Source organism: Nordella sp. HKS 07 (genome assembly GCF_011046735.1).
Classification (GTDB): Bacteria; Pseudomonadota; Alphaproteobacteria; order Rhizobiales; family Aestuariivirgaceae; genus Taklimakanibacter.
Genome location: NZ_CP049258.1, coordinates 4338956 through 4358188, shown reverse-complemented (window position 1 = coordinate 4358188; position 19233 = coordinate 4338956). Strand labels below are relative to the sequence as shown.

Genomic DNA, 19233 nt, shown 5'->3' with positions numbered 1-19233 from the left:
CGTCAGACCGCCGCCAACAAGGTGTCAAACATCGAATCGATCGTGGAGACAAGCTTTGCCGATGCCTGATATGAACGCTCGAGCTCCAGCATGATCGTCATCTCCTCGTCGAGATTGACGCCAGTTACATTGGAAAGCGCGGAACCGGCCCGGTTGAGCAGCGTCGCACTATAATCGGCATCGCTGGTGGCGGACCTGCGCGCTTCCTCGAGCCAACCGGCCGAGGCGCCGGCAAATTTGACCAGGGTGACATTCGTCCCAAGGCCGGCCTGCGTGTCGAAACCTTGCGGCGTCGACATGATATCGAGCAGCTCGCGCAGACGGTCGCTGAAGCCCGCTGCTCCTGAATCATTATATACATAGGCCGGGTTCGCGGGATTGGAGATGCCGCCGTCACGCAGGAGATTGACATTGCCGCCCACGGCGGGATTGACATTGGCGTTCACCTTGATCGACCCGGCAATTCCCGGAACGATCGCGCCGCCCGGCGTGGCCGGGGCGCCGGACCAGGTGAAGAGGCCAGGCACATCGGGCAGCGCCGGCGCTGCGCTCTGGTCACTTTCACGGAAAGCCACGATCAGGCCACGCGCGACTTCGTCTAATTGGCTTTGATAGGCAGGAGCCAGCGTGTCGCGAACCGCGGCATAGCCGGCCAGGCGGCCGGAATGGGTCTTCATGCCGGCCGTATCTCCGGTAACCGGCACGCCATCGACATAGACGGCATTGCCTTCGATTCCCGCCGTGAACGCCCCGGTCGACTGGAAAGTGACGGCTCGCGCCCTGCTCTCGAACAAGGTAACGCCGCCATCCGTATAGACTACAAGATCGTTTCTGCCGCGCGACACGGTCTTGATCCCGATCTCCTCGGAGAGCTCGGAGATGATCTTTTCGCGTTGGTCGAGATAGTCGTTGAGATCGCCGGCCGTCTCGGATTGGCTGACAATGATGGCATTCACATCCTCGAGCCTGGACAGTAGCGAATTGATCCGATCGACGGAGCTTGCCATGTCGGCATCGGCCTGTGCCCGCACGCCCTGAACCGTCGAGGTCGCATCATTCAGCGCATTCGCCAGATTGGCGGCGGCGGCCACCGCCGACGACGCTGCCGTCACATCATGCGGCGCATTGGCGTAAAGCTGAAGCGCGTCGTTGAACTTACCGATCAGGGCGGAGGGCGACCGGCCCAGATTGGGATCGTTGATCGTATTCTCCAAGGCGTCGAGGCTGGCGGCGATCTCCTCATGCATCATCGCGCGCGAGGCGGCATCGAGCTTTGTCGTAAAGAGCACCTTGTCGGTCGACCGGGTGATGGATGAGATTTCTACGCCGCCGCCGCTGACGAGGGAGGCGACATTGGCGGTGCGGCGGGCGTAATGGGGGTCGTTCAGGGCGGAGATATTGCGCGATATCACCGCCGTCTGGCCCGAGACAGCGGCAAGAGCCGAGCGTGCGATATTCAATCCCGCGGACAAACTCATATTTGCCGGCTCCTCCGCTCCTATCGATACTTCGCCTTATCAGCGCTTGAGATTGACCAGAACATCCATCAGCTCGGCGCCGGTCTGGAAAACCTTGGAATTGGCGGTATAGCCGCGCTGGGCGTCGATCATTGTGGTGAGCTCCGTGGCCATGTCGACGGTCGACTGTTCGAGCGTGTTGGAAAGGATTGAACCGCGCCCGTCGGCACCCGGGAAGCCAATCTGTACATCGCCCGAATCCGGCGACGTCGAGAAGACATTCCCGGTGAGCTGGTTGAGATTGTCGGGGCTCGTGACATTGGCGAGCGGGATCTTGAAAACCGGCACCTTGTTGCCGTTCTCATAGGTCGCATAGACAACGCCATCGGAGCCGAAGTTCACCTTCTCGATCGAGACGGGCGCGTTGCCGTTCACGATGGCATCGACGACCGTGTAATCACCAGCGAGCTGGGAGGTCCCGCCAATGTCGAGCGTCATAGTCTGGCCGTTGGGAACGGGAATTGACAGCGACGGCGGATTGGGCGCGGTCAATTGGCCGGTCGTGGTGTTGAAGGTGAGGTTGGCGGTGGTCAACGGACCGCTCGTATAGGGGAAGCCGTTCGGGCCGGCGGCCGACTTGTCGAAGACAGCCATTTGCCAGGTTCCGTTACCCGTCTTGGTCAAATAGACGTCGAGGATGACTTCATTGCCGAGATTGTCATAGGTCACGAGCGACGTCTTGGCAGTGTAGGTGGCGGAGGCCTGATTGGCGGACGGCAGATTGGGCGGAGCGACAGCCGTAGCACCATCCGGCAGCTTCACGCGGAACTCTCCCTGGGTGGTCGGATTGGACCGCATGGCGAAGTCGTCCACATTGACGATCTCGAGGCCGGAATAACCGTTGGCGACGACATTGACCTGGCCATTGATGATCGGATAGCCCATCAGATTGAAGCCCGCGGCATTGACCAAGTTGCCCTCGCTGTCGGGAACGAAGGAGCCGGCACGCGTCAGATACGGCGTGCCGTCACTGTCAGACACCACGAAGAAGCCATTGCCCCTGACGGCCAGGTCGGTCGTGGAGGTCGTGCCCAGCAGATTGCCTTGCTGGCTGATCGCGGTGCGCACCACCGTCGAGACGCTTCCGGGCGTATAGGAGCTCGCATTTGCGTCGATGATCAGCGATGAAAATTCGGTGAATGAGCGCTTGTAGCCCGTGGTGTTCGAATTGGCGATGTTGTCGGCGACGGCGCTCAACCGATTGGCCTGCGCCGTCATCCCGGACGTGCTGGTCCGCATCACACCATACAGGCTCATGGCCAACTCCCTCGATTGACTGATCTCATCTCCCGACAGTAGACGCGATCAGACTTGCGTGAAGCTGGCTGCGCTCCCTCAGCAGGCCATCTCGTCCGCAAGTGCGGCCCGCGCAACGACGGAGGCCCCTTCATAGGCGACGACCGCTGCCGGCTCATCGTCATCGAGGTGCTCGGCCGACAAGGAGTCGGTTACCGGATCGGCGATCAGCCGATAGCCCAGATAGCGCTTCGATTCGATGGGATCGAACCCAAGGCGATTGCGCAGCTTCTTGCGCAGCTTGCTGATATGGCTTTCGATCACGTTCTCCTGGACGTCCTCGTCGAAGATTCCATAGATCGAGCTGAAGATCTGAGCCTTGCTGACAAGGCGGCCGTGGCGGCTGACGAGATATTCGAGGATGCGGCGCTCGCGGCGTGGCAGGAGCAGCACTTCACCCTTCACGATCGGATCGCAGCCATTCGAGAAGACGCGGATATCGCCGACGTCGGTATAGCCGGCCGCGTCCTCGCGGCGACGGCGAATGGCTTCGATGCGCGCCATGATCTCGCGCACATGCACGGGCTTGCGGACGACATCGTCGGCGCCAGCGGCGAAAATCTTGAGCGTGTGCTCGAGGCCGGGATTCTCGTTGAGGGCGATAACCGGCGCGCGCGACCGGTTGCGGATCTGCCGCGGATAGTCCTCGAGTTCAGCGCAATCGCCGAGGATGAACGCCTCCACCGCTTCAAGGTCGGGAGCGGCGGCACTCCCCACCCAGTGGTTGAAGTCGGCTGGTCCAAAGCCCATCGAGGCGATCCCCTCCCGGCCGAAACTCGATTCATAGGCCTGCGTGACCATCTGACGTTCATCGACAATAATAATCACGCGCCCAGCCCTTCCGAATCGTTAACCATCTTTTCGTAGTTGATCGCGAGTCCAGGGGTCAAATACGTGAAAATACTGAGGGATTCCGGATCGGTGACTTAATGGTTTATTAACCATGCGTGCTCAGCGGCAGAATTTGCGCGCGTTCTGCGTCCACACGCCGAAGCCGGTCGCCACCATGTTGGCGATCACGCGGCACACATAGCGCTTCTGCGCCGGGTCGTTGTTGGGACCGGCATGGTAGCGCGCCACGGCCAGCGTCCAGCTGCCTTCGCGCTGGCGCAATTCCTTCAGAAAACGGGCCGCATATTCGACATTCTCACGCGGCGCCAGCATGTCTGCGAGGCTGCGGAATTCCCGGCCATGATAATAGTGATTGATCTGCATGCAGCCGAGATCGATGAGCTTGGCGCCCGCGGCGCGCGCCGTCTGGAATTTTCGAATCGCCTCAGCCGCGCTCGCCGAGTAAAGCGCCCTGCCCTCGACATTGAGCACGAATGGTTGCAGCGATCCCTTGCGACCGGTCTCGGTCAGGCCCACCGCATAGAGAACGCCGAGCGGGACCTGATGCTGCTCGGAGGCGCGAAGCATCTCTCTTTCGCAGACCGTGAGCGGTGATGCCGCAAGCGCGACCTCACAGGAAGACGTCATGGCTATTGCGAATACCGCCCATGCTCTTGGCTTGATCATTGCCGTCCTGCTCCGCGCGATGGTCGTCATCGGGAATATGCCGGGATTGCCTCGAGGATCCTTCGGCGCCGAAGCCCGAGGCATTCGGGTCTCGTTGCTGGCCTTGCCCATCCTGCCCGGCGGCGCCGTGCTGCATCTGCTGGCCGCTGCCTGTCTGGGCGCCGGCATCAACCTGATGCATCTTCTGCACGGTCACCCCATCCACGGAGAAGCCCAAAGACTGCAGCGTTTCGGTAAGCCGACCGGCATTTTCCCGCAGGCTCGTGACCGCCTCATCGCGCATTGCCCCGACCCGCAGATCGAGCGCCTTGTCCTTGAGCGCCATGGTGGCATTGATCAGGCCGAGCTCATGCGAGCCGAGTTGGACCGTCAGTGTCTTGAGGGGACCGCTCGGCGCCTTGAGCGCGACCGGCGATTGCGGCTGCGCCCCGCTCGGTTCGTCAGGACCGGAGGTCGGATGCATGCTCGAAGCACCTGTCTTGATATCGTCAAACAGGAAAACAGGCGTCGGGGCGAAATGGGTCTCCTGGCCGGCGACCCGGATCAACGTGACAGGCGCGCATGCCGGACTCGCCCCCATGTCCTTCGATGACGTGGCCTCGCCGATCGCCTGTGACTTCCTCTCCACCGATAGCGCGACGCCGTCCCGCGCAGGTGCCCGGTCATTCTCCGATGCCGGAAGCTCCGGCGTCAGATCGGCCACCGCCTCGGTATCTGCAAGTTCGATGTGTGCCGGTACTGGCGCACTCGGCCCGACGGCAGGCTTGTCGATTGCCGGCTGGCGTCCTTCATTCACCGCAATACGCGCCGGCGGATCAAGCACTTGCGATTGCGCCAGCACCGGAATCGGCTCCGGCATTGTCGTTACCCCCTGTGTCGCGCTGTCGTCTGATGCGGTAGCTGAAACGTCACCGCCGCTGTCCGATACCCCAGGCTGCTCGGGTACTCCCTGCTTCGCCGGAAACTCCCGTCCACCGGTAAGGGCAAGGAACAAGACTTCCGGAGAGGCGAGCGCCTGCTGCGCAGGCGGGCCGTCGGAAGATGCCTGCTCCCTGTTCTCCGGCGGCATGTCGGAAATCATCGACTGCTTAGCCAGCAGTTCGTCGAAATCCGCCATCAGCTGGTCCGTTCCGGTGCGGGCACGGGGAGCCTGCCTGGCGCCGGTTTGCCCCGGCATCCCCTGTATCTGCGCCGGCTGCTCGGCTGCCGCTTTCATCATTGCGTTTGCCTTTTCAAGAACTCATCCGTGCGCGCGATGGCCTCTCGCACCCGCTTGGTCAGTTCCGCGATGTGCTGCGTCTCGCTATCGAGCTCGCGCGCCTCGCGGTCCTCGCGCTGAGCCTCCGGGAAAGACGCCGGATGCGGCCATTCCCGCAGGCGGGTAGCGACGGAGAGGGCGCTTTGGAGCAGCTGCGAATCCTCAGCCGTGAGCTTCGACTTGTCGATTGCCTTGAGCTTCTCCAGCGCGGCGTCGAAATCCTCAGTCACGACGAGGGCCGCGGCGGCATAGAGCTCGGCACGAGCGTCATCCGCGGCGGCGCCGGCGGCGAGTTCCGCCGCTCGATCGGCGGCAAATCGTGCCATCTCGGTGTTGCCCGCCGTCACAGCGCGTTGCGCTATGAGGAGATAGATCTCGCGCCGATCAGAGATCGGAAGCGCATCCAATATTTCCGCTATGACCTGCAGCCGGCCCGACTTGGCGTTGTAATCGAGCTTGATCAAGGCATCGGTAAACTGCCCGCGAAAGGCAGTGGCGTAGAGCGACTGGCGGAATCGCGTGAGCTGTTGACGCGCCAGGCGCTCGAATTTCTCGATGTCGCCGTCCTGGACGATCGCGGTGACTTCGCGCCGCAACGAGGCTTCCTCGACAAGCGTGCCCGGCATCAGAAGGCGCGCGATATCGAGCAGCTGCCCGGCCCGCTTGGGATCGACATCGGCGACCAGCGCCGACTGGGTGAGGGCTACATAGCCGCCCAATGCCGGCTCCAGCGAGCGGACATCGATGGACAGGAGCAGCTCTGCGGCGTCCTTGGACCGCCCCTCCGCATAGGCAAGCGTTCCTTCTGCCAAAGGCAGATCGTCGCCGGCGATCGCCTTTTGGCTGATCAAACCGCGCAGGACGACTGGATCACCCCCACTCAACGCATGGATGATCGCCGCGGCGAAGTTCTTCCGGTCCCGCCAGACCGGCATGTCGGCCGATTGAAAGCGTTCGGTCATCTGCACGAGATACTTCTGCTGCGCCTCCTGCGCGGCGCGGCTGCCGAGCGTGATATTCTCCTGGAGAAACTGTAGCGAGCGCACCATCTCGTAGGGCTGGGGTAAAGACTCGCCACGTGCGGCCGGCGCCAACCAGAGGCCTGCAAGCAAGGCGACGGCAAGCGGGAGCGCGACCTTCACGACTCTCCCTCTTCCAGCAGGATCTCTATGCGGCGGTTCTCCGCCGCTTCCGGATCGTTCGCAATCTTCAGCTCGCGATCGGCATAACCCTCGATACGCTCCACCCTCTTCTCATCGATCCCGCCGCGAACCAGCATGTAATAAGCCATATGCGCCCGGGCTGTGGACAATCGCCAGTTGTCGTAGACGTCGGACCGGAACGGCCGTCCATCGGTGTGTCCGCGGATGATGATCTTGCCGGGACGCTCATTCAGGATCTTGCCGATCTTCTCCAGGTAGCTCACCAGGACCGCCTGCGGTTCAGCCGAAGCAATGGCAAACATGCCGAATGTCGCGTCATCGGTAAGACTGATGAGAACGCCATTGGCGGTACTGCGCACTTCGAGCTTGGGCGACGCACCGGGCGATTTGACACCCAGGGCGTTCTTGATCTCCTTCTCGATCAGTTTGGCGTCCTGCTCGGGATTCGGCGCATGCGCCTCCTGTTTCGCGACGCGCGGTTTGACGGCGTCCTTGTCGTCGCGCGCCGCCGTCGACGGATCGGACTTCGGTTCATGCGGTGATGCCGACGGCATCGCCACCTCCGAAGGCTTTGGGTCGGATTTTGCCGCCGGCGCCGGCTGCGCCGGAGGCGGCTTCTCCATCTCCGCCTCGGCCGGCTTCTCCGCCTGCTTGCCTGGCGGATCTTCGGCCGGCCTTTCAAGCTTAGCCTGGTCATGCAGCGCGGGCGTACCGGGCCTTTCGGCCACAGTCTCACCCTTCGCCTCGACACGCTGCCACGTCTGTGGATCGAAAGGATCGAGATAGGCCTTACCGCCGAGCCTGCCGGGACGGCCCGCTTCTTCCGGAAGCGCCCCAACCTTTCTCTCCTCTGCCTTGCCGCTCTCGTCGGCAGGACCGGCAATCTGCTCGAGGGCGGCGAAGGGCTGGCGCAGAAGCATTTCCTCGGTGATCTTCTTCTCAGCTGCCTCCGATTTGCCGCTTTGGTCCGTCTTGGTGCGGTTTACCACCGGTTCGCGCGTGATGATGCCGTCGGCCCCGGCATCGAGATCCTGCAGCCCCTTGGTGCTGGTGCGCGAATCGACCAACTTGACCGGATTGAAATAGCTCGCCACCTGCGCGCGCGTCTCTTCATTGGCCGCATTGATGAGCCACATCACCAGGAAGAAGGCCATCATCGCCGTCATGAAATCGGCATAGGCGATCTTCCAGACGCCGCCATGATGCGCCTCACCTTCCGCATGAGGGCGCCTGCGGATGATCACCAGTTCCCGATTGGCCGGATCGGCCTCTTGCTGGTTCATCTCATTGCCTCTCTTAGACGGGCGGCCCATGGCTCAAGGCGCGTTTCGATGACCGTGTTGGCGGACTCGACACGAATATCCGGATCGGCGCTCGTCACGTAGACAATGTTCTTTCCACCGTGGGCGAGACTGTCGCGCATAGCGGCCAGAATATCTTCCGGCCCCGAGACATGGATCGTCGCGACCTCGGGCTTCGTCAGCATTTCGCTGAGCATTTCCTTCAACTCGGCAAGGGTGGTCCGGCGCGCTTCGGCGACGATCAGAGGCTCGAGGAGCCGCGCCGTCACATCGGCAATCGCCGCCTCAACCCGCGCCAAGCCTTCGTCGATCGCCTTGGCAAGCTCCTGGCCCTGAGTCTCGCTCCAGACCCGCCGCTCCTCAGCCAGGCGCGTATCGAAGCCCTGCCGCTCATTCTGCAGCACCTCCTCATGCGCAAGCCGTGACGCTTCGCGGCCCAGCCGCTCGCCTTCGCGACGGGCCTCGGCGATTTCCTCCTCACGGGTCGCTTGCGGCACGGCCGAGATCAGCGCCGGCACGTCTGCCGCCCCGGCGCTTGCTCGATCGAGATATGCGGCGAGCGGGATCACCCTCATGCGGGCTTCGCCTCCAATATCCATTGCTTCAGGATGGCGGCCGCCTGTTCATCGTCATATTCCACCATTTGCTCGAGCCGCTTCTGTGGCGTGCGCCGCATCCGGCTGGTCACGTCCTCGATGAGATTGGGCTCGTCCCCGCTCATTATTCCGAGCGCGCCGTCCTGCGCGGCGGCGGACGCGCCCGGCAACAGGCCGGGAGGCATGGATTGCGGCAGCGCCTCAGGCTGCATGATCGTACGCAGAGCGGGCTTAAGACCAAACCAGATCAGCAGCGCGGCCACGGCGAGCACGGTCACGGCATTGATCAACGTGCCCGACTGGCGCAGCAGTTGGTCGCCGATGCCGTCGCCCGCCACCGGCTCCGTCGCGGCGCCATTCTGGAAAAACTGCACGGCCGTTATCTTCACCTTGTCGCCGCGCGCCTCGTCGAGCCCGGCCGCCGAGGCGACGAGCTGTTCGATCTCGCGGGTCTGCGCCTGCATATCCTCCGGCTTAGCGTCCTTGCCGAGGAGCTCGACGATGCGATCGCGGTTCACCACCACGGCGACGGAGAGATTTTCGATGCGGTAACCGTCGCTCACCGTCGAAATCGTCTTCGAGTTGATTTCGAAATTGGTGAGCTCTTCGCGTCTTTCGGATTCCTGCGTCGAGTTGTCCGCGCTCGGCGCTTCCTGCTGGCCCTCCGGCAGATTCTGCGTCACGCTGACGGACGACTTGCCGCTGGTATTCTGGGTCGTCCCGCTTTCCTTGACCACCCGGACCGACCGCTCGGCGCGTGACTCGGGATCGAAGATGGTTTCATTGGTCTGCTTCTTGTCGGTGTTCAGCCGCGCGGCGACGCTGACCTGGAAATTCTCGAGACCCAGATAGGGCACCAGGGTTTTCGCGATATTGTCCTGGACCTCCTGCCCGACCGTCCTTTCGAGGCCGGCAAGCTTGCCCGGGGCGGCATCAGCCAGGTCGCCGCCCGAGGCGAGGAGCACGCCACTGGTATTCAGGACCGTTACCTGATCGACGGCCAGGCCCGGAACGGCGGCGGCGACCATGTGACGGATCGCCTGGGCGGAGCCGAATTCGTCGCTCGTATCGGTGCGGATCACTACCGAGGCGGTCGGCTGCTGCTGGGTCCGGCGGAAGGAGCCTCCATCGGGCATGACAATATGAACGCGAGCCGCCTTGATGCCCTTCATGGACTGAATGGTACGGGCGATCTCGCCCTCGAGCACGCGCACCCGGGTCACCTGTTGCATGAAGGAGGTGAGGCCCAGCGAGCCCATATTGTCGAAGAGCTCGTAGCCGGCGGTTTCGCTGCGCGGCAGGCCCTTCTCGGCGAGCAGCATGCGGGCCTTCGCGGTCTGACCGTAACGCACCATGATGGCGGTGCCCTCCGCATTCACGTCGAAGGGAATGCCCGCTTCGGTCAGCGCGGCGCCGACACGGGTGACATCCTGAGCGTCGAGCCCGGTATAGAGGATTTCATTGCTTGGCCGGCTGAGAAAATACGCAGCGAGCCCGACAACGGCGAGGACGCTGAGGCCGATAACGGCAAGCGCCATGATACGGCGCGCGCCCAGGCCAACTATGCTGCCCCATAGACGCTCTGCATGTTCCAGATAGGCCATTCCCCGTCCCTCGACTCTACGGCACTCAACTCCGTGATTCTCGGCGCGGAAGCTTGCGCGGGCATGACTCCATGAGAAAGGCCGCGCCCGCAAAGCCGGCGCGGCCTCAACTCAGATCGGAAGTCTCGTTTGCTGAGCAAAGCCCGCCAAAGTTGAAGACTTTGGCGACAAGGATTTGCTCCAAGTTATTGAGCTGGCGCGAGATCCTATTCGGCGAAGTGATTCCACTTCGCCGGGATGCGCGCTAGCGGAACAACGAGAGGATGTTCTGGCTGTTCTGGTTGGCGATCGAGAGCGCCTGGATGCCGAGCTGCTGCTGGACCTGCAGGGCGGCGAGGCGGGTCGATTCCTCATTCATGTCGGCATCAACAAGCTGGCCGACACCGCGGTCGATCGCATCCATGAGATTGGAGACGAAGTCCTGCTGCAATCCGACGCGCTTCTTGGCGGCACCGAGGTCGGCGGCTGAGGTCGCCATCGACTTGAGGGCGCCGTCGACCGTGCCGATGATCTGCTCAAGGTCTTCCAGGTCGTCGGCCTCGTCGGTGAGCGCCGCGATGTTCAGCGTGGACACCGAGTAATCGACAGTGCCGTTGGTGGTGGTGCTCTCCGCATCGAGAATGCCGTCCGCCGTGGTGCTGGCATCGAACAGCTTGCTGGAGGTAACACTGATCGAGATCGTGCCGATCGACACAGTGGCGCCGGTGCGCGTGAACGACGCGACAATTGTCTTGGTGGAATTGTAGTTGGCAGCGCTCGAGTCGACCGACAGCCAGTTCTCGCCGCTGAAGGATGCGGCAGCCGCCATGCCGACGAGCTGGCTCTGCAGCTGGGTGATTTCGGTCTGGATCTTGCCGCGGTCAACGCCGGCCTGACGGGCGGCAACGAGCTTGCTCTTGATCTCGTCGACAACCTTGATGGCTTTGTCCGTCGCGGTATAGGCGACGTCAACCTGGGCGGCGCCGAGGCCTAGGGCGTCCTGCACGGTCGAAAGAGCGGCGTTGTCGGAGCGCATCGAGGTTGCGATCGACCAATAGGCGGCATTGTCGGAAGCAGTCGAGACGCGCAGGCCGGTCGATATGCGGGTCTGGGTCTGGTCGAGCGACTTGTTGGTGGCGTTGAGCGACTGAAGCGCCGTCATGGCCGAGGTGTTGGTCATAATGCTAGACATGGATGATGCCCTGTTTGAACAGTTTTGTTTGCGGGAATACCGGATTTTCACCGGCATAGCAGAGCGGCATCATGCTCTCGGGGCCGATAAGTCGGGGCCCTAATCTGCCATGCTCATATTCTTAGAGGTGATTCGTTACCCGGCCCTTAACGGTCAGGAAAAAGATCTGATCAGGCTTCCGACCAGAAGATTCCAGCCGTCTATCAGGACGAAGAAGAGGATCTTGAAAGGCAACGATATCGCGGTCGGCGGGAGCATCATCATGCCCATCGACATGGTGAGCGTCGCGACGATCAGATCGATGACGAGGAACGGCAGCGCAATAAGGAAACCGATCTCGAAGCCGCGCCTGAGCTCGGAGATCATGAAGGCCGGGATAAGGACGCGCAGGTCGATCTCGGCGCCCTCTTCGCGCTTGGGGAAGTTCTGCGCCGCCATGTCCTCGAACATGCGCAGGTCCTTGTCGCGCACATGCGCCGTCATGAACTCGCGGAACGGATCGGTGATCTGCTTGTAGGCCGCTGCCTCGCTGATCTGATTGTCCATGAAGGGCTTGAGGCCGGTGCTCCAGGCCCGGTCAAAGGTCGGCGCCATGACATAGAAGGTCATGAATAGAGCCAGAGTGATGAGGATGATATTGGCCGGCGTGCTTTGCAGACCGAGGCCCGAACGCAGGAACGAGAGCGCCACCACGAAACGGGTGAAGCTCGTGACCATGATCAGCAGTCCGGGCGCCACCGACAGCACGGTCAGCAGCACGATGAACTGGATGATGCGCCCGGCGGCAGTCGGATCGTCCTTCGGCAGGATCGCCCCTATGTCCGGAACCTGCGCCGAGACCGTACCTGCGAGCAGAAGTAGAAAGACAATGGTGAGCGCGGTCCTCTTCATTCCACCGCCAGCCCCTGGATGACGAACTCACGCACCCGCCCTTCCGAGCGGATCCTGGCCCGCTCGGTCAGATCCTCGCGCAAATGCAGTAGTCCCGAGGCTCCTTCGATCTGGCGCAGAGATACGGTGCGCAGATAGGCCATGGCATCGCCGGATATCTGTGTCGCGAGCGCCTCGGCATCGTCGGGTGCGGCGCCCTCGAAGATGAGCGACGCTTCGATCCGGAGCAGAACATTGGACGGGCTGGCGAGATTGGTGAGCACCGGCGGCACTGTCTTCACGCTCAGATTGCCGGCATATTCGGAGGCGGGCTTTTCCTCCTTGGCCGTCGCCTTCTCCTTGGCGACGCTCTCGATTTTGGAATAGAGGTATATGCCGACGAGCCCGCCACCGCCGGCGGCAAGCAAAGTCACAACGACCACCGCCACGATCAGCGAAATGATCGACGTGCCGGCGATCGGCTTAGGCGCCGCATCTCTCTCCTCGGTCTTGTCCACGTCGTCAGCCATTGCCGCCTAGAAGGGTGTGAAGATGTCGAAGAGCTGCTGACCCCAGCCCGGCTGCTGCACTTCCGACAATCGCCCGCGGCCGCCGTAGGAGACACGCGCTTCCGCGATCTTGTCATAAGGAATGGTATTCTCGCGCGAGATGTCCTGCGGCCTGACCACGCCGGCAATACTGAGCACGCGGACTTCGAAGTTCACGCGCACTTCCTGCGATCCGCTGATGACCATGTTGCCATTGGGCAGAATGTTGGTGACGACGGCCGTGACCGAAAAATTGATCTTTTCGGATCTGTCGATCTCACCTTTGCCCTTGGAGGAGGAGCTCGAATCGACAGTGCCGCTGCCCGCGGTCGGATATTCGGTCGGCATGAAATCGAGGCCGATGGCGAAACTTGCATCGACCTCCGATTCGCGTGACCGTCTCGAGTTGTTGTCGAGTGTCGCCTTGTCGTTGATGAAGATGTTGACGGTCACGATGTCGCCGACGCGCCTCGCTCGCGGATCACGGAAGAGGTCGACGCTGGTGCCTTCCCAGGCCAGCGGGTTCATGTCGTCGCCGATGCCCTGATACGAGCCCGGCCCGGCGCCGGTGCTGATCGGCTGGATGCCGGATCCGACCGGAGTCAGATGTGGTTGCACATTGAAGTCCTGCGGATCCACCGCGCATCCGGCGAGGAACAGAAGGCAAGGCAACAAGAAAAATTTACTGTTCATGATTTCTTTCCGGGGGGCGCGCCGCGCGCGGCGTCGACCATCGCTCTGGTCAGTTGCGCGGCCCGGCCCGGCTCCATCTCGTTCAGGATGGCGCTGGCGGTCCGCGCATTGAGCTTGACGAGAACTGCCGAAGCGATCTGGTCGTCGAGCACGGCGAGCTGAAGGGCGGCCGCATCGGCGCGCATCTTGGCATAGATGGAGACGATATGGTCGGACGCCTTGGCGAGACTCTCCTCGCGCTGCCTCGACCATTCCTGGTACTCGGCACGCTTGGCTTCGAGCTCGGCCAGCCGTTTGTCGATTTCCTGCTCGAGCTCGTTGATCGTCTTGGCTTGCCAGGCAAAGCGGGCATCCGCCGCCTGATCGGCAATGTTCACACAATATTGCTGCGACGACGTCTGCGGCTCTGCCGGCGTGGTGGAGCCGGTTATGAGGCCGTAATCGGCCTTGAAGATCCCCGGCGCCACATCCTGTCCCACGGCGGCTGACGGCTGGAAAAGAAGGAGCAGCCCGGCGGCGATCAGGCATCTTGCGTTCATTGGACGACGAGCTCCGCCTGCAGGGCGCCGGCCGACTTTATCGCCTGCAGGATGGCGATGATGCCCATCGGCTTGAGACCCATCTGGTTCAATCCTTCGACAAGGGTGTTGAGGTCGGCCCCGTCGACGATGCGCAGCTGTCCGTGCTGCTCATCCGCGGAAATCGTCGTCCGCGGCTCCACCGCGGTCACGCCGCGCGCAAAGGGCTCGGGCTGCACAACCGTCGGCTCCTCGGTGACGCGCACTGTCAAGCTGCCATGGGTGACGGCGACCGTGGAAATGGTCACGTCCTGGCCAATGACGATGGTACCCGAGCGTTCGTCGATGACGACGCGGGCGGTCGTGGCGGGCATGACCGGAAGCTCGCCGATCTCGGCGATGAAGCGGGCCGCGCCGATCTGATCGGGCTTTTCGAGCTTGATTGTGCGCAGATCGCGCTCCTCGGCGACCGCGCGACCATAGCGCTGGATGGCATAGGCGTTGATGGCGTCCGTCACATTTACCGCGGTACCGAAGTCGGGATTGCGCAGCTCGAGCACAAGGTCGCTGATATCGGAGAACTGGCCGCGCGTCTGGCGCTCCACCAGGGCGCCATTGGCGATTCGCCCGGTCGTCGGCACGCCTTGCGTGAGATTTTCCGCATCGCCGGAGGAGGAGAAGCCCGAGACGGCGAGTGGGCCCTGAGCAACCGCATAGATCCGTCCGTCGGCGCCGGTCAGCGGCGTGAAGACGAGCGTTCCGCCGGCAAGCGACGTGGCGTCGCCCAACGAGGAGACGGTAACATCAATGCGCGATCCCTTGCCGGCAAAGGGCGGCAGATTGGCGGTCACGATGACGGCCGCGACATTGCGGGCTCGCAACTGCGAGCCCCGGATGTTGACGCCGAGCCGGTCGAGCATCGAGCGCACCGACTGTTCGGTGAAAGGCGAATTACGCAGGCTGTCACCCGACCCCTGAAGACCGATGACCAGGCCATAGCCGATGAGCTGGTTGTCGCGGACATTCTGCAGCATCGCAATATCCTTCACGCGGGCATATCCGCCAGACATCGGTGGCGAGGGCATAACGTCGCCTCCGCGGCCGGAGCGACCTTGCGTGCCGGGCGATTGCAGGAGATCAACCGCGTGGGCGGTGTGGGACAAGCTAAGCAAGGCCAGGAGGCAGACAAGCAGCATAGGCCTCATCGCACTATGCCCACGCGCAATGTCCCGTCGGCCTGAACCACGCCCCTGATGATCTGCCCGCTGTCGGTGTTTCGGGCTTCGATGACGTCGCCGACCTGGCCTGAGCGCAGCGGCGTGACAGTCGAGGTTATGGTGAGGCCGCCAACCTTGAACATGGCGATGACAGCGCCGCCGCGCAAAATGACATCGGGATCCTTTACCCCGTACTGGGGGATGGGCTTGCCCGGCAGGAGCGTGCGCCGCGCGATCTTCCCGACGACCAGCGCGCGCTGCCCGACGACCGGGAGCTTGCCGGTGGTGCCCGGCGCGAAGGCACGTTCGACGATCTGCGCGTCGGTGATCACATCTCCGGGGTAGATGGTGACATTGGGCACCGCGAGCATGGTGTCTTCGGCCTGCGACAGCTCAGCCGCGCCCGAGAGAGCGGTGAGCACGAGAAGCCAGCGGAGAACCTTCATCGACGCAAATCCGCCTATCTGATGCCTTTGGTGACGACGCTCGACATGTCGTCAGCGGCCTGAATGACCTTGGAGTTCATCTCATAGGCGCGCTGAGCCTGGATCAGCTCGGTGATCTCGCGCACCGGATCGACATTCGAGCTCTCTAGGTAGAACTGGCGCAGGGACCCATAGCCCGGATCGCCGGCATTTCCGATCACAGGCGCCCCGGAAGCGCCCGTCTCGCGATAGAGGTTGCCGCCCAAAGGATCGAGCCCCGCCTCATTGGCGAAGGTCGCCAGGGTAAGCTGGCCGATCTGCTGAATCTGCGCCTGGCCACCGGTTCGGACGAACACCTGGCCCGTCTCGGTGATGCTGATGTCGACGACATCGGGCGGCAGGGTGATGGCGGGCTCCACCGCATAACCGTCGACGGTGACAAGTTGACCGGTCGCATTGGTGTTGAAGGCACCGGCGCGCGTATAGAGGATCTCGCCATCCGTTCCCGTGACCTGGAACCAGCCATTGCCGGCAATGGCGACATCGAGCTTGTTATTAGTATTGGCGAGCGTGCCCTGGATATGCAGGTTGCGAATGGCGGCGGTGCGGACGCCAAGCCCCAGTTGCGCGCCTTCGGGCACGACATTCTCATTGCCGCGGGTGGGGACGCCCTGCAGCCTTTCGGTCTGGTAGAGGAGATCAGTAAACTCGGCACGCGCCCGCTTGAAGCCCGTCGTGTTGATGTTCGCGATGTTGTTCGCGATCACCTCGACGTTCAGTTGCTGGGCGGACATTCCGGTTGCGGCGATGGCGAGCGCTCTCATGAGTGGTCCTCAAATGGCCATGCGGGTGAGTTCGAGATAGGCATTCACGACCTTGTCGCGAATGGCGATCGCCGATTGCAGGTTCTGCTCGGCGGCCATTACCGCCTCGACGACCTTCTGCGCCGATGCCCGGCCTTCCATCCCGGCGATCGACACAGCCTCCGCCGTCTTCAGGCTTTGCGCGGCATCAGCTGCGGCCTGCGACAGCGCCGTCCCGAAGTCGGCACCCGAGGCGCCATAGGCCTTGGCGCCGGCGCGCGCCGGGCCATCCACCGTACCGGACGAGAGTTTCGACGCAAAGGACGAGATCGGATCAATCATCACTGGCTCCTCAAGAGATCAATGGTCATCGATAGAAGCTCGCGTGTACGCTTGATGATCTGAAGATTGGCCTCGTAGGACCGGTTCGCCTCACGCATGTCGGCAAGTTCCGTCGCCATGTTCACATTGGGCAGCTTGACGAAGCCGCGCTCATCCGCGGCGGGATGCCCAGGGCGGTATTCGAGCTGAAATGGCGTCTGATCGACGCCGATATCGTTCACCTGGACAATGGACGCCTCGCTTGCCCGGTCGAGGACATTGGCGAAGCTCACCGTCTTGCGCTGATAGGGATCGGCGTCCGGGGTCGATCCCGTCGATTGCGCATTGGCGAGATTCTCGGCGACGACACGCAGACGGGTCGATTGCGCCTTGAGGCCGGATGCCGCCACGCGCAGCGAGATCTGCAGAGGATCGGACATGGTCTATTTCACGCTCATCAACAGCATCTTATGGAATGTCTTGACGACATTGGTATTGAGGGCATAGGCGCGATTGACCTCGTCGGCCTTGATCAGCTCGCGCTCGACGCTCACGGAATTGCCCGAAGCGGAAACCTTGATGTCCTTGTCGCGCTCGGCGACCGGCGGCCGTATGCCGCTCATGCCGGTAGCCATATGGCCCGGGGTGGTGAGGCTCAAGTCGAGCCCGGCCTTCTGGAGCACGGTATCGAAGGGCTCGACATCGACCGACCGGTAGCCGGGGGTGCTGGCATTGGCGACATTCTCCGCGATCGCCGTCTGACGAACCGACAGCCACTGCGCCTGCTGAAACGCCACCCCGAAAAGACCGATCCCACTCATGACAAGGACACCCTGAATGCCTCTCAGGGTTTAAACGTGCAAGCTTGTCTGGAGCTTATGCGGGACGATAGGCGGTGAGCCGCGCATCGGCGATGGCGGTGATCAGACGAGCAGTGTTCCGGAGCGGATCGCCGAGCTTATCATTGAGATTGGTGTAGTTTATCTCGACACCGGCCCTGAGGCTTTCGAGCAGAAGCGAAAAATAGACGCTCACTTCCTGATTATGGAATTCCATATCGATCTTGATGGCCGGCTCCGATCCCCAGGAGAGGTCGATATCCGCCGCCTTGCCATAACGCAGCGTGTCGGGCTTGAAGAAGCGCTCTATCGACGAACTCACCAGATCGCCGAGATTGGCGAGTTGCTCGCTGCGGATATAGGCGATGAGGTCGGCGACATCGACCAGCCTGAGCTCGGTCGCAACTTCGCTCAACCCGTCTCCCAACGCCCGCTCGCGAATGAGGTCATGATCACTATCGTATCGACGCATAGTCTATTGCCTTATCTTCTCGACGAATATCGGTGTTTATGAGTGGAGATGAAATGAATGAGCTGCGCGACCGCCTGGTAGAACTCCGCCGGAATCATCATGTTGACTTCCACACTCTTGCACAGGGCCCTTGCCAGAGGCTTGTCTTCGATGACCGGAATGCCGTGATGCTCGGCGATCTCCCTGATCTTCAGCGCGATCAGATCCTGTCCCTTCGCCACCACGACGGGAGCGCCTCCCTCCTCACGCTCATAGCGCAGCGCCACCGCGTAGTGCGTGGGATTGGCGATGACGAGTGTCGCGCGCGGCACTGATGCCATCATCCGCTTTCTCAGACGATCGCGCGCCAGCGACCTCTGCCGCGCTTTCACGATCGGATCGCCGTCCGATTGCTTGTACTCGTCCTTGACCTCCTGACGGGTCATGCGCAATTCCCGCAGCCAGGACAACCGCGACCAGACGAGATCCACGGCCATCAGAACGACGGTGGCGACACATGCCGCCGCCAGCAGGCGCAACGAGATTGCCAGCACGAGTTCCGGAAGCGAGCCGGGCTCGACCAGCATGGCATTAAGAATGCGGCCTTGCTCGGAGCTGACGACGATGAAAGTGATCGTCGCGATGGCCGCAAACTTGAACAAGCTCTTAAGGAATTCCACCTGGCCGTGCAGGCCAAAAACACGCTTCCAGCCCTTGCCAACAGAGAGCCGCGACGTCTGCGGCCTGATGCGCTCGCCGACGAATTGCACCGGATTCTGCACCAGGGAGGCTACGAGACCGGCGATCATCAGAACGGCGACCGGCGGAAGAAGAAAAATCGCGAGGTCGCGCACGACAGCCCCGAAGAGAAGCGCCACATCGCTATTGCTCTCCAGCGACCAGCCGGCGGGATTTTCGATGAACTGCTCGAGCGCCAGCACCAGCCGCGCGCCGCTTTCGCGCATCAGGAACCAGGACGCCGCTAGCATCCCCAGAAGCGAGGCGAATATAGGGGCCTCGCGCGAGAAAGGGACCTGGCCCTTGCGGATCGACTCTTCGATCTTCCGAGGGGTTGCCTCTTCCGTTTTGCTGTCTTGGTCGACTGTTTCCGACATGGCCGGGAC

General features: G+C 62.3%; 21 protein-coding genes and 1 pseudogene. All 22 read right to left on the bottom strand.

Going from position 1 to position 19233, the window contains the following annotated elements; all coding sequences use genetic code 11:
• Window positions 1-2: 2 nt before the first annotated feature.
• The 22 genes and pseudogenes from flgK to flhB all read right to left on the bottom strand — a co-directional run bounded on the left by flgK (window position 3) and on the right by flhB (window position 19224).
• Window positions 3-1478 carry a flagellar hook-associated protein FlgK gene (gene flgK, locus G5V57_RS20540; protein ID WP_165169415.1) on the bottom strand — a complete coding sequence of 492 codons (1476 nt, stop codon included), beginning with the start codon at window positions 1476-1478 and terminating at the stop codon, window positions 3-5.
• A 39-nt stretch (window positions 1479-1517) separates the two neighbouring features.
• A complete protein-coding gene (locus G5V57_RS20535; RefSeq protein WP_165169414.1) occupies window positions 1518-2774 on the bottom strand; it encodes a flagellar hook protein FlgE in 1257 nt (418 codons plus the stop codon).
• Window positions 2775-2987: 213 nt separating this feature from the next.
• Window positions 2988-3641, bottom strand: a pseudogene (locus tag G5V57_RS20530) (response regulator transcription factor); the annotation flags it as partial.
• Window positions 3642-3764: 123 nt separating this feature from the next.
• Window positions 3765-4292: a transglycosylase SLT domain-containing protein gene (locus tag G5V57_RS20525; protein ID WP_165169412.1), complete on the bottom strand. Its 528-nt coding sequence runs from the start codon at window positions 4290-4292 to the stop codon at window positions 3765-3767.
• On the bottom strand, window positions 4276-5550 hold the full coding sequence (locus G5V57_RS20520; RefSeq protein WP_165169411.1) for a flagellar hook-length control protein FliK: 1275 nt from the start codon (window positions 5548-5550) through the stop codon (window positions 4276-4278). The genes G5V57_RS20525 and G5V57_RS20520 overlap by 17 nt, the downstream gene beginning before the upstream one ends.
• The gene (locus G5V57_RS20515) at window positions 5547-6731 is read right to left on the bottom strand and encodes a chemotaxis protein (protein ID WP_165169410.1); all 1185 of its coding nucleotides are present in this window, start codon (window positions 6729-6731) and stop codon (window positions 5547-5549) included. Before G5V57_RS20515 ends, G5V57_RS20520 begins: the two co-directional genes overlap by 4 nt.
• The gene (locus G5V57_RS20510; protein ID WP_165169409.1) at window positions 6728-8035 is read right to left on the bottom strand and encodes a MotB family protein; all 1308 of its coding nucleotides are present in this window, start codon (window positions 8033-8035) and stop codon (window positions 6728-6730) included. The genes G5V57_RS20515 and G5V57_RS20510 overlap by 4 nt, the downstream gene beginning before the upstream one ends.
• Complete coding sequence (locus G5V57_RS20505) at window positions 8032-8628, bottom strand: hypothetical protein (RefSeq protein WP_165169408.1); 597 nt, start codon at window positions 8626-8628, stop codon at window positions 8032-8034. The genes G5V57_RS20510 and G5V57_RS20505 overlap by 4 nt, the downstream gene beginning before the upstream one ends.
• On the bottom strand, window positions 8625-10253 hold the full coding sequence (fliF, locus tag G5V57_RS20500) for a flagellar basal-body MS-ring/collar protein FliF (RefSeq protein ID WP_165169407.1): 1629 nt from the start codon (window positions 10251-10253) through the stop codon (window positions 8625-8627). Before fliF ends, G5V57_RS20505 begins: the two co-directional genes overlap by 4 nt.
• 244 nt (window positions 10254-10497) lie before the next feature.
• Window positions 10498-11424, bottom strand: a complete 927-nt coding sequence (locus tag G5V57_RS20495) for a flagellin (protein ID WP_165169406.1) — start codon at window positions 11422-11424, stop codon at window positions 10498-10500.
• A gap of 153 nt (window positions 11425-11577) precedes the next feature.
• The gene (fliP, locus tag G5V57_RS20490; protein ID WP_165169405.1) at window positions 11578-12315 is read right to left on the bottom strand and encodes a flagellar type III secretion system pore protein FliP; all 738 of its coding nucleotides are present in this window, start codon (window positions 12313-12315) and stop codon (window positions 11578-11580) included.
• Window positions 12312-12824, bottom strand: a complete 513-nt coding sequence (locus tag G5V57_RS20485; protein ID WP_165169404.1) for a flagellar basal body-associated FliL family protein — start codon at window positions 12822-12824, stop codon at window positions 12312-12314. The genes fliP and G5V57_RS20485 overlap by 4 nt, the downstream gene beginning before the upstream one ends.
• Window positions 12825-12830: 6 nt before the next feature.
• Window positions 12831-13535, bottom strand: coding sequence for a flagellar basal body L-ring protein FlgH (locus G5V57_RS20480; protein WP_165169403.1), 705 nt, complete (start codon window positions 13533-13535; stop codon window positions 12831-12833).
• Window positions 13532-14074, bottom strand: coding sequence for a MotE family protein (locus tag G5V57_RS20475; protein WP_165169402.1), 543 nt, complete (start codon window positions 14072-14074; stop codon window positions 13532-13534). The genes G5V57_RS20480 and G5V57_RS20475 overlap by 4 nt, the downstream gene beginning before the upstream one ends.
• Window positions 14071-15138: a flagellar basal body P-ring protein FlgI gene (gene flgI / locus G5V57_RS20470; RefSeq protein ID WP_246737300.1), complete on the bottom strand. Its 1068-nt coding sequence runs from the start codon at window positions 15136-15138 to the stop codon at window positions 14071-14073. The genes G5V57_RS20475 and flgI overlap by 4 nt, the downstream gene beginning before the upstream one ends.
• A gap of 116 nt (window positions 15139-15254) precedes the next feature.
• Window positions 15255-15716, bottom strand: a complete 462-nt coding sequence (flgA, locus tag G5V57_RS20465; protein ID WP_165169400.1) for a flagellar basal body P-ring formation chaperone FlgA — start codon at window positions 15714-15716, stop codon at window positions 15255-15257.
• Window positions 15717-15730: 14 nt separating this feature from the next.
• Window positions 15731-16519 (bottom strand): flagellar basal-body rod protein FlgG, encoded by a 789-nt coding sequence (gene flgG / locus G5V57_RS20460; RefSeq protein WP_165169399.1) that lies wholly within the window; start codon window positions 16517-16519, stop codon window positions 15731-15733.
• A gap of 9 nt (window positions 16520-16528) precedes the next feature.
• Window positions 16529-16840, bottom strand: coding sequence for a flagellar hook-basal body complex protein FliE (locus G5V57_RS20455; RefSeq protein WP_165169398.1), 312 nt, complete (start codon window positions 16838-16840; stop codon window positions 16529-16531).
• Window positions 16840-17259, bottom strand: a complete 420-nt coding sequence (gene flgC / locus G5V57_RS20450) for a flagellar basal body rod protein FlgC (RefSeq protein WP_165169397.1) — start codon at window positions 17257-17259, stop codon at window positions 16840-16842. Before flgC ends, G5V57_RS20455 begins: the two co-directional genes overlap by 1 nt.
• Before the next feature lie 3 nt (window positions 17260-17262).
• On the bottom strand, window positions 17263-17640 hold the full coding sequence (flgB, locus tag G5V57_RS20445; protein ID WP_165169396.1) for a flagellar basal body rod protein FlgB: 378 nt from the start codon (window positions 17638-17640) through the stop codon (window positions 17263-17265).
• 55 nt (window positions 17641-17695) lie between these two features.
• Window positions 17696-18073, bottom strand: coding sequence for a hypothetical protein (locus G5V57_RS20440; RefSeq protein ID WP_246737299.1), 378 nt, complete (start codon window positions 18071-18073; stop codon window positions 17696-17698).
• Window positions 18074-18141: 68 nt separating this feature from the next.
• Window positions 18142-19224, bottom strand: a complete 1083-nt coding sequence (gene flhB / locus G5V57_RS20435; protein ID WP_165169394.1) for a flagellar biosynthesis protein FlhB — start codon at window positions 19222-19224, stop codon at window positions 18142-18144.
• Window positions 19225-19233 lie beyond the last annotated feature (9 nt).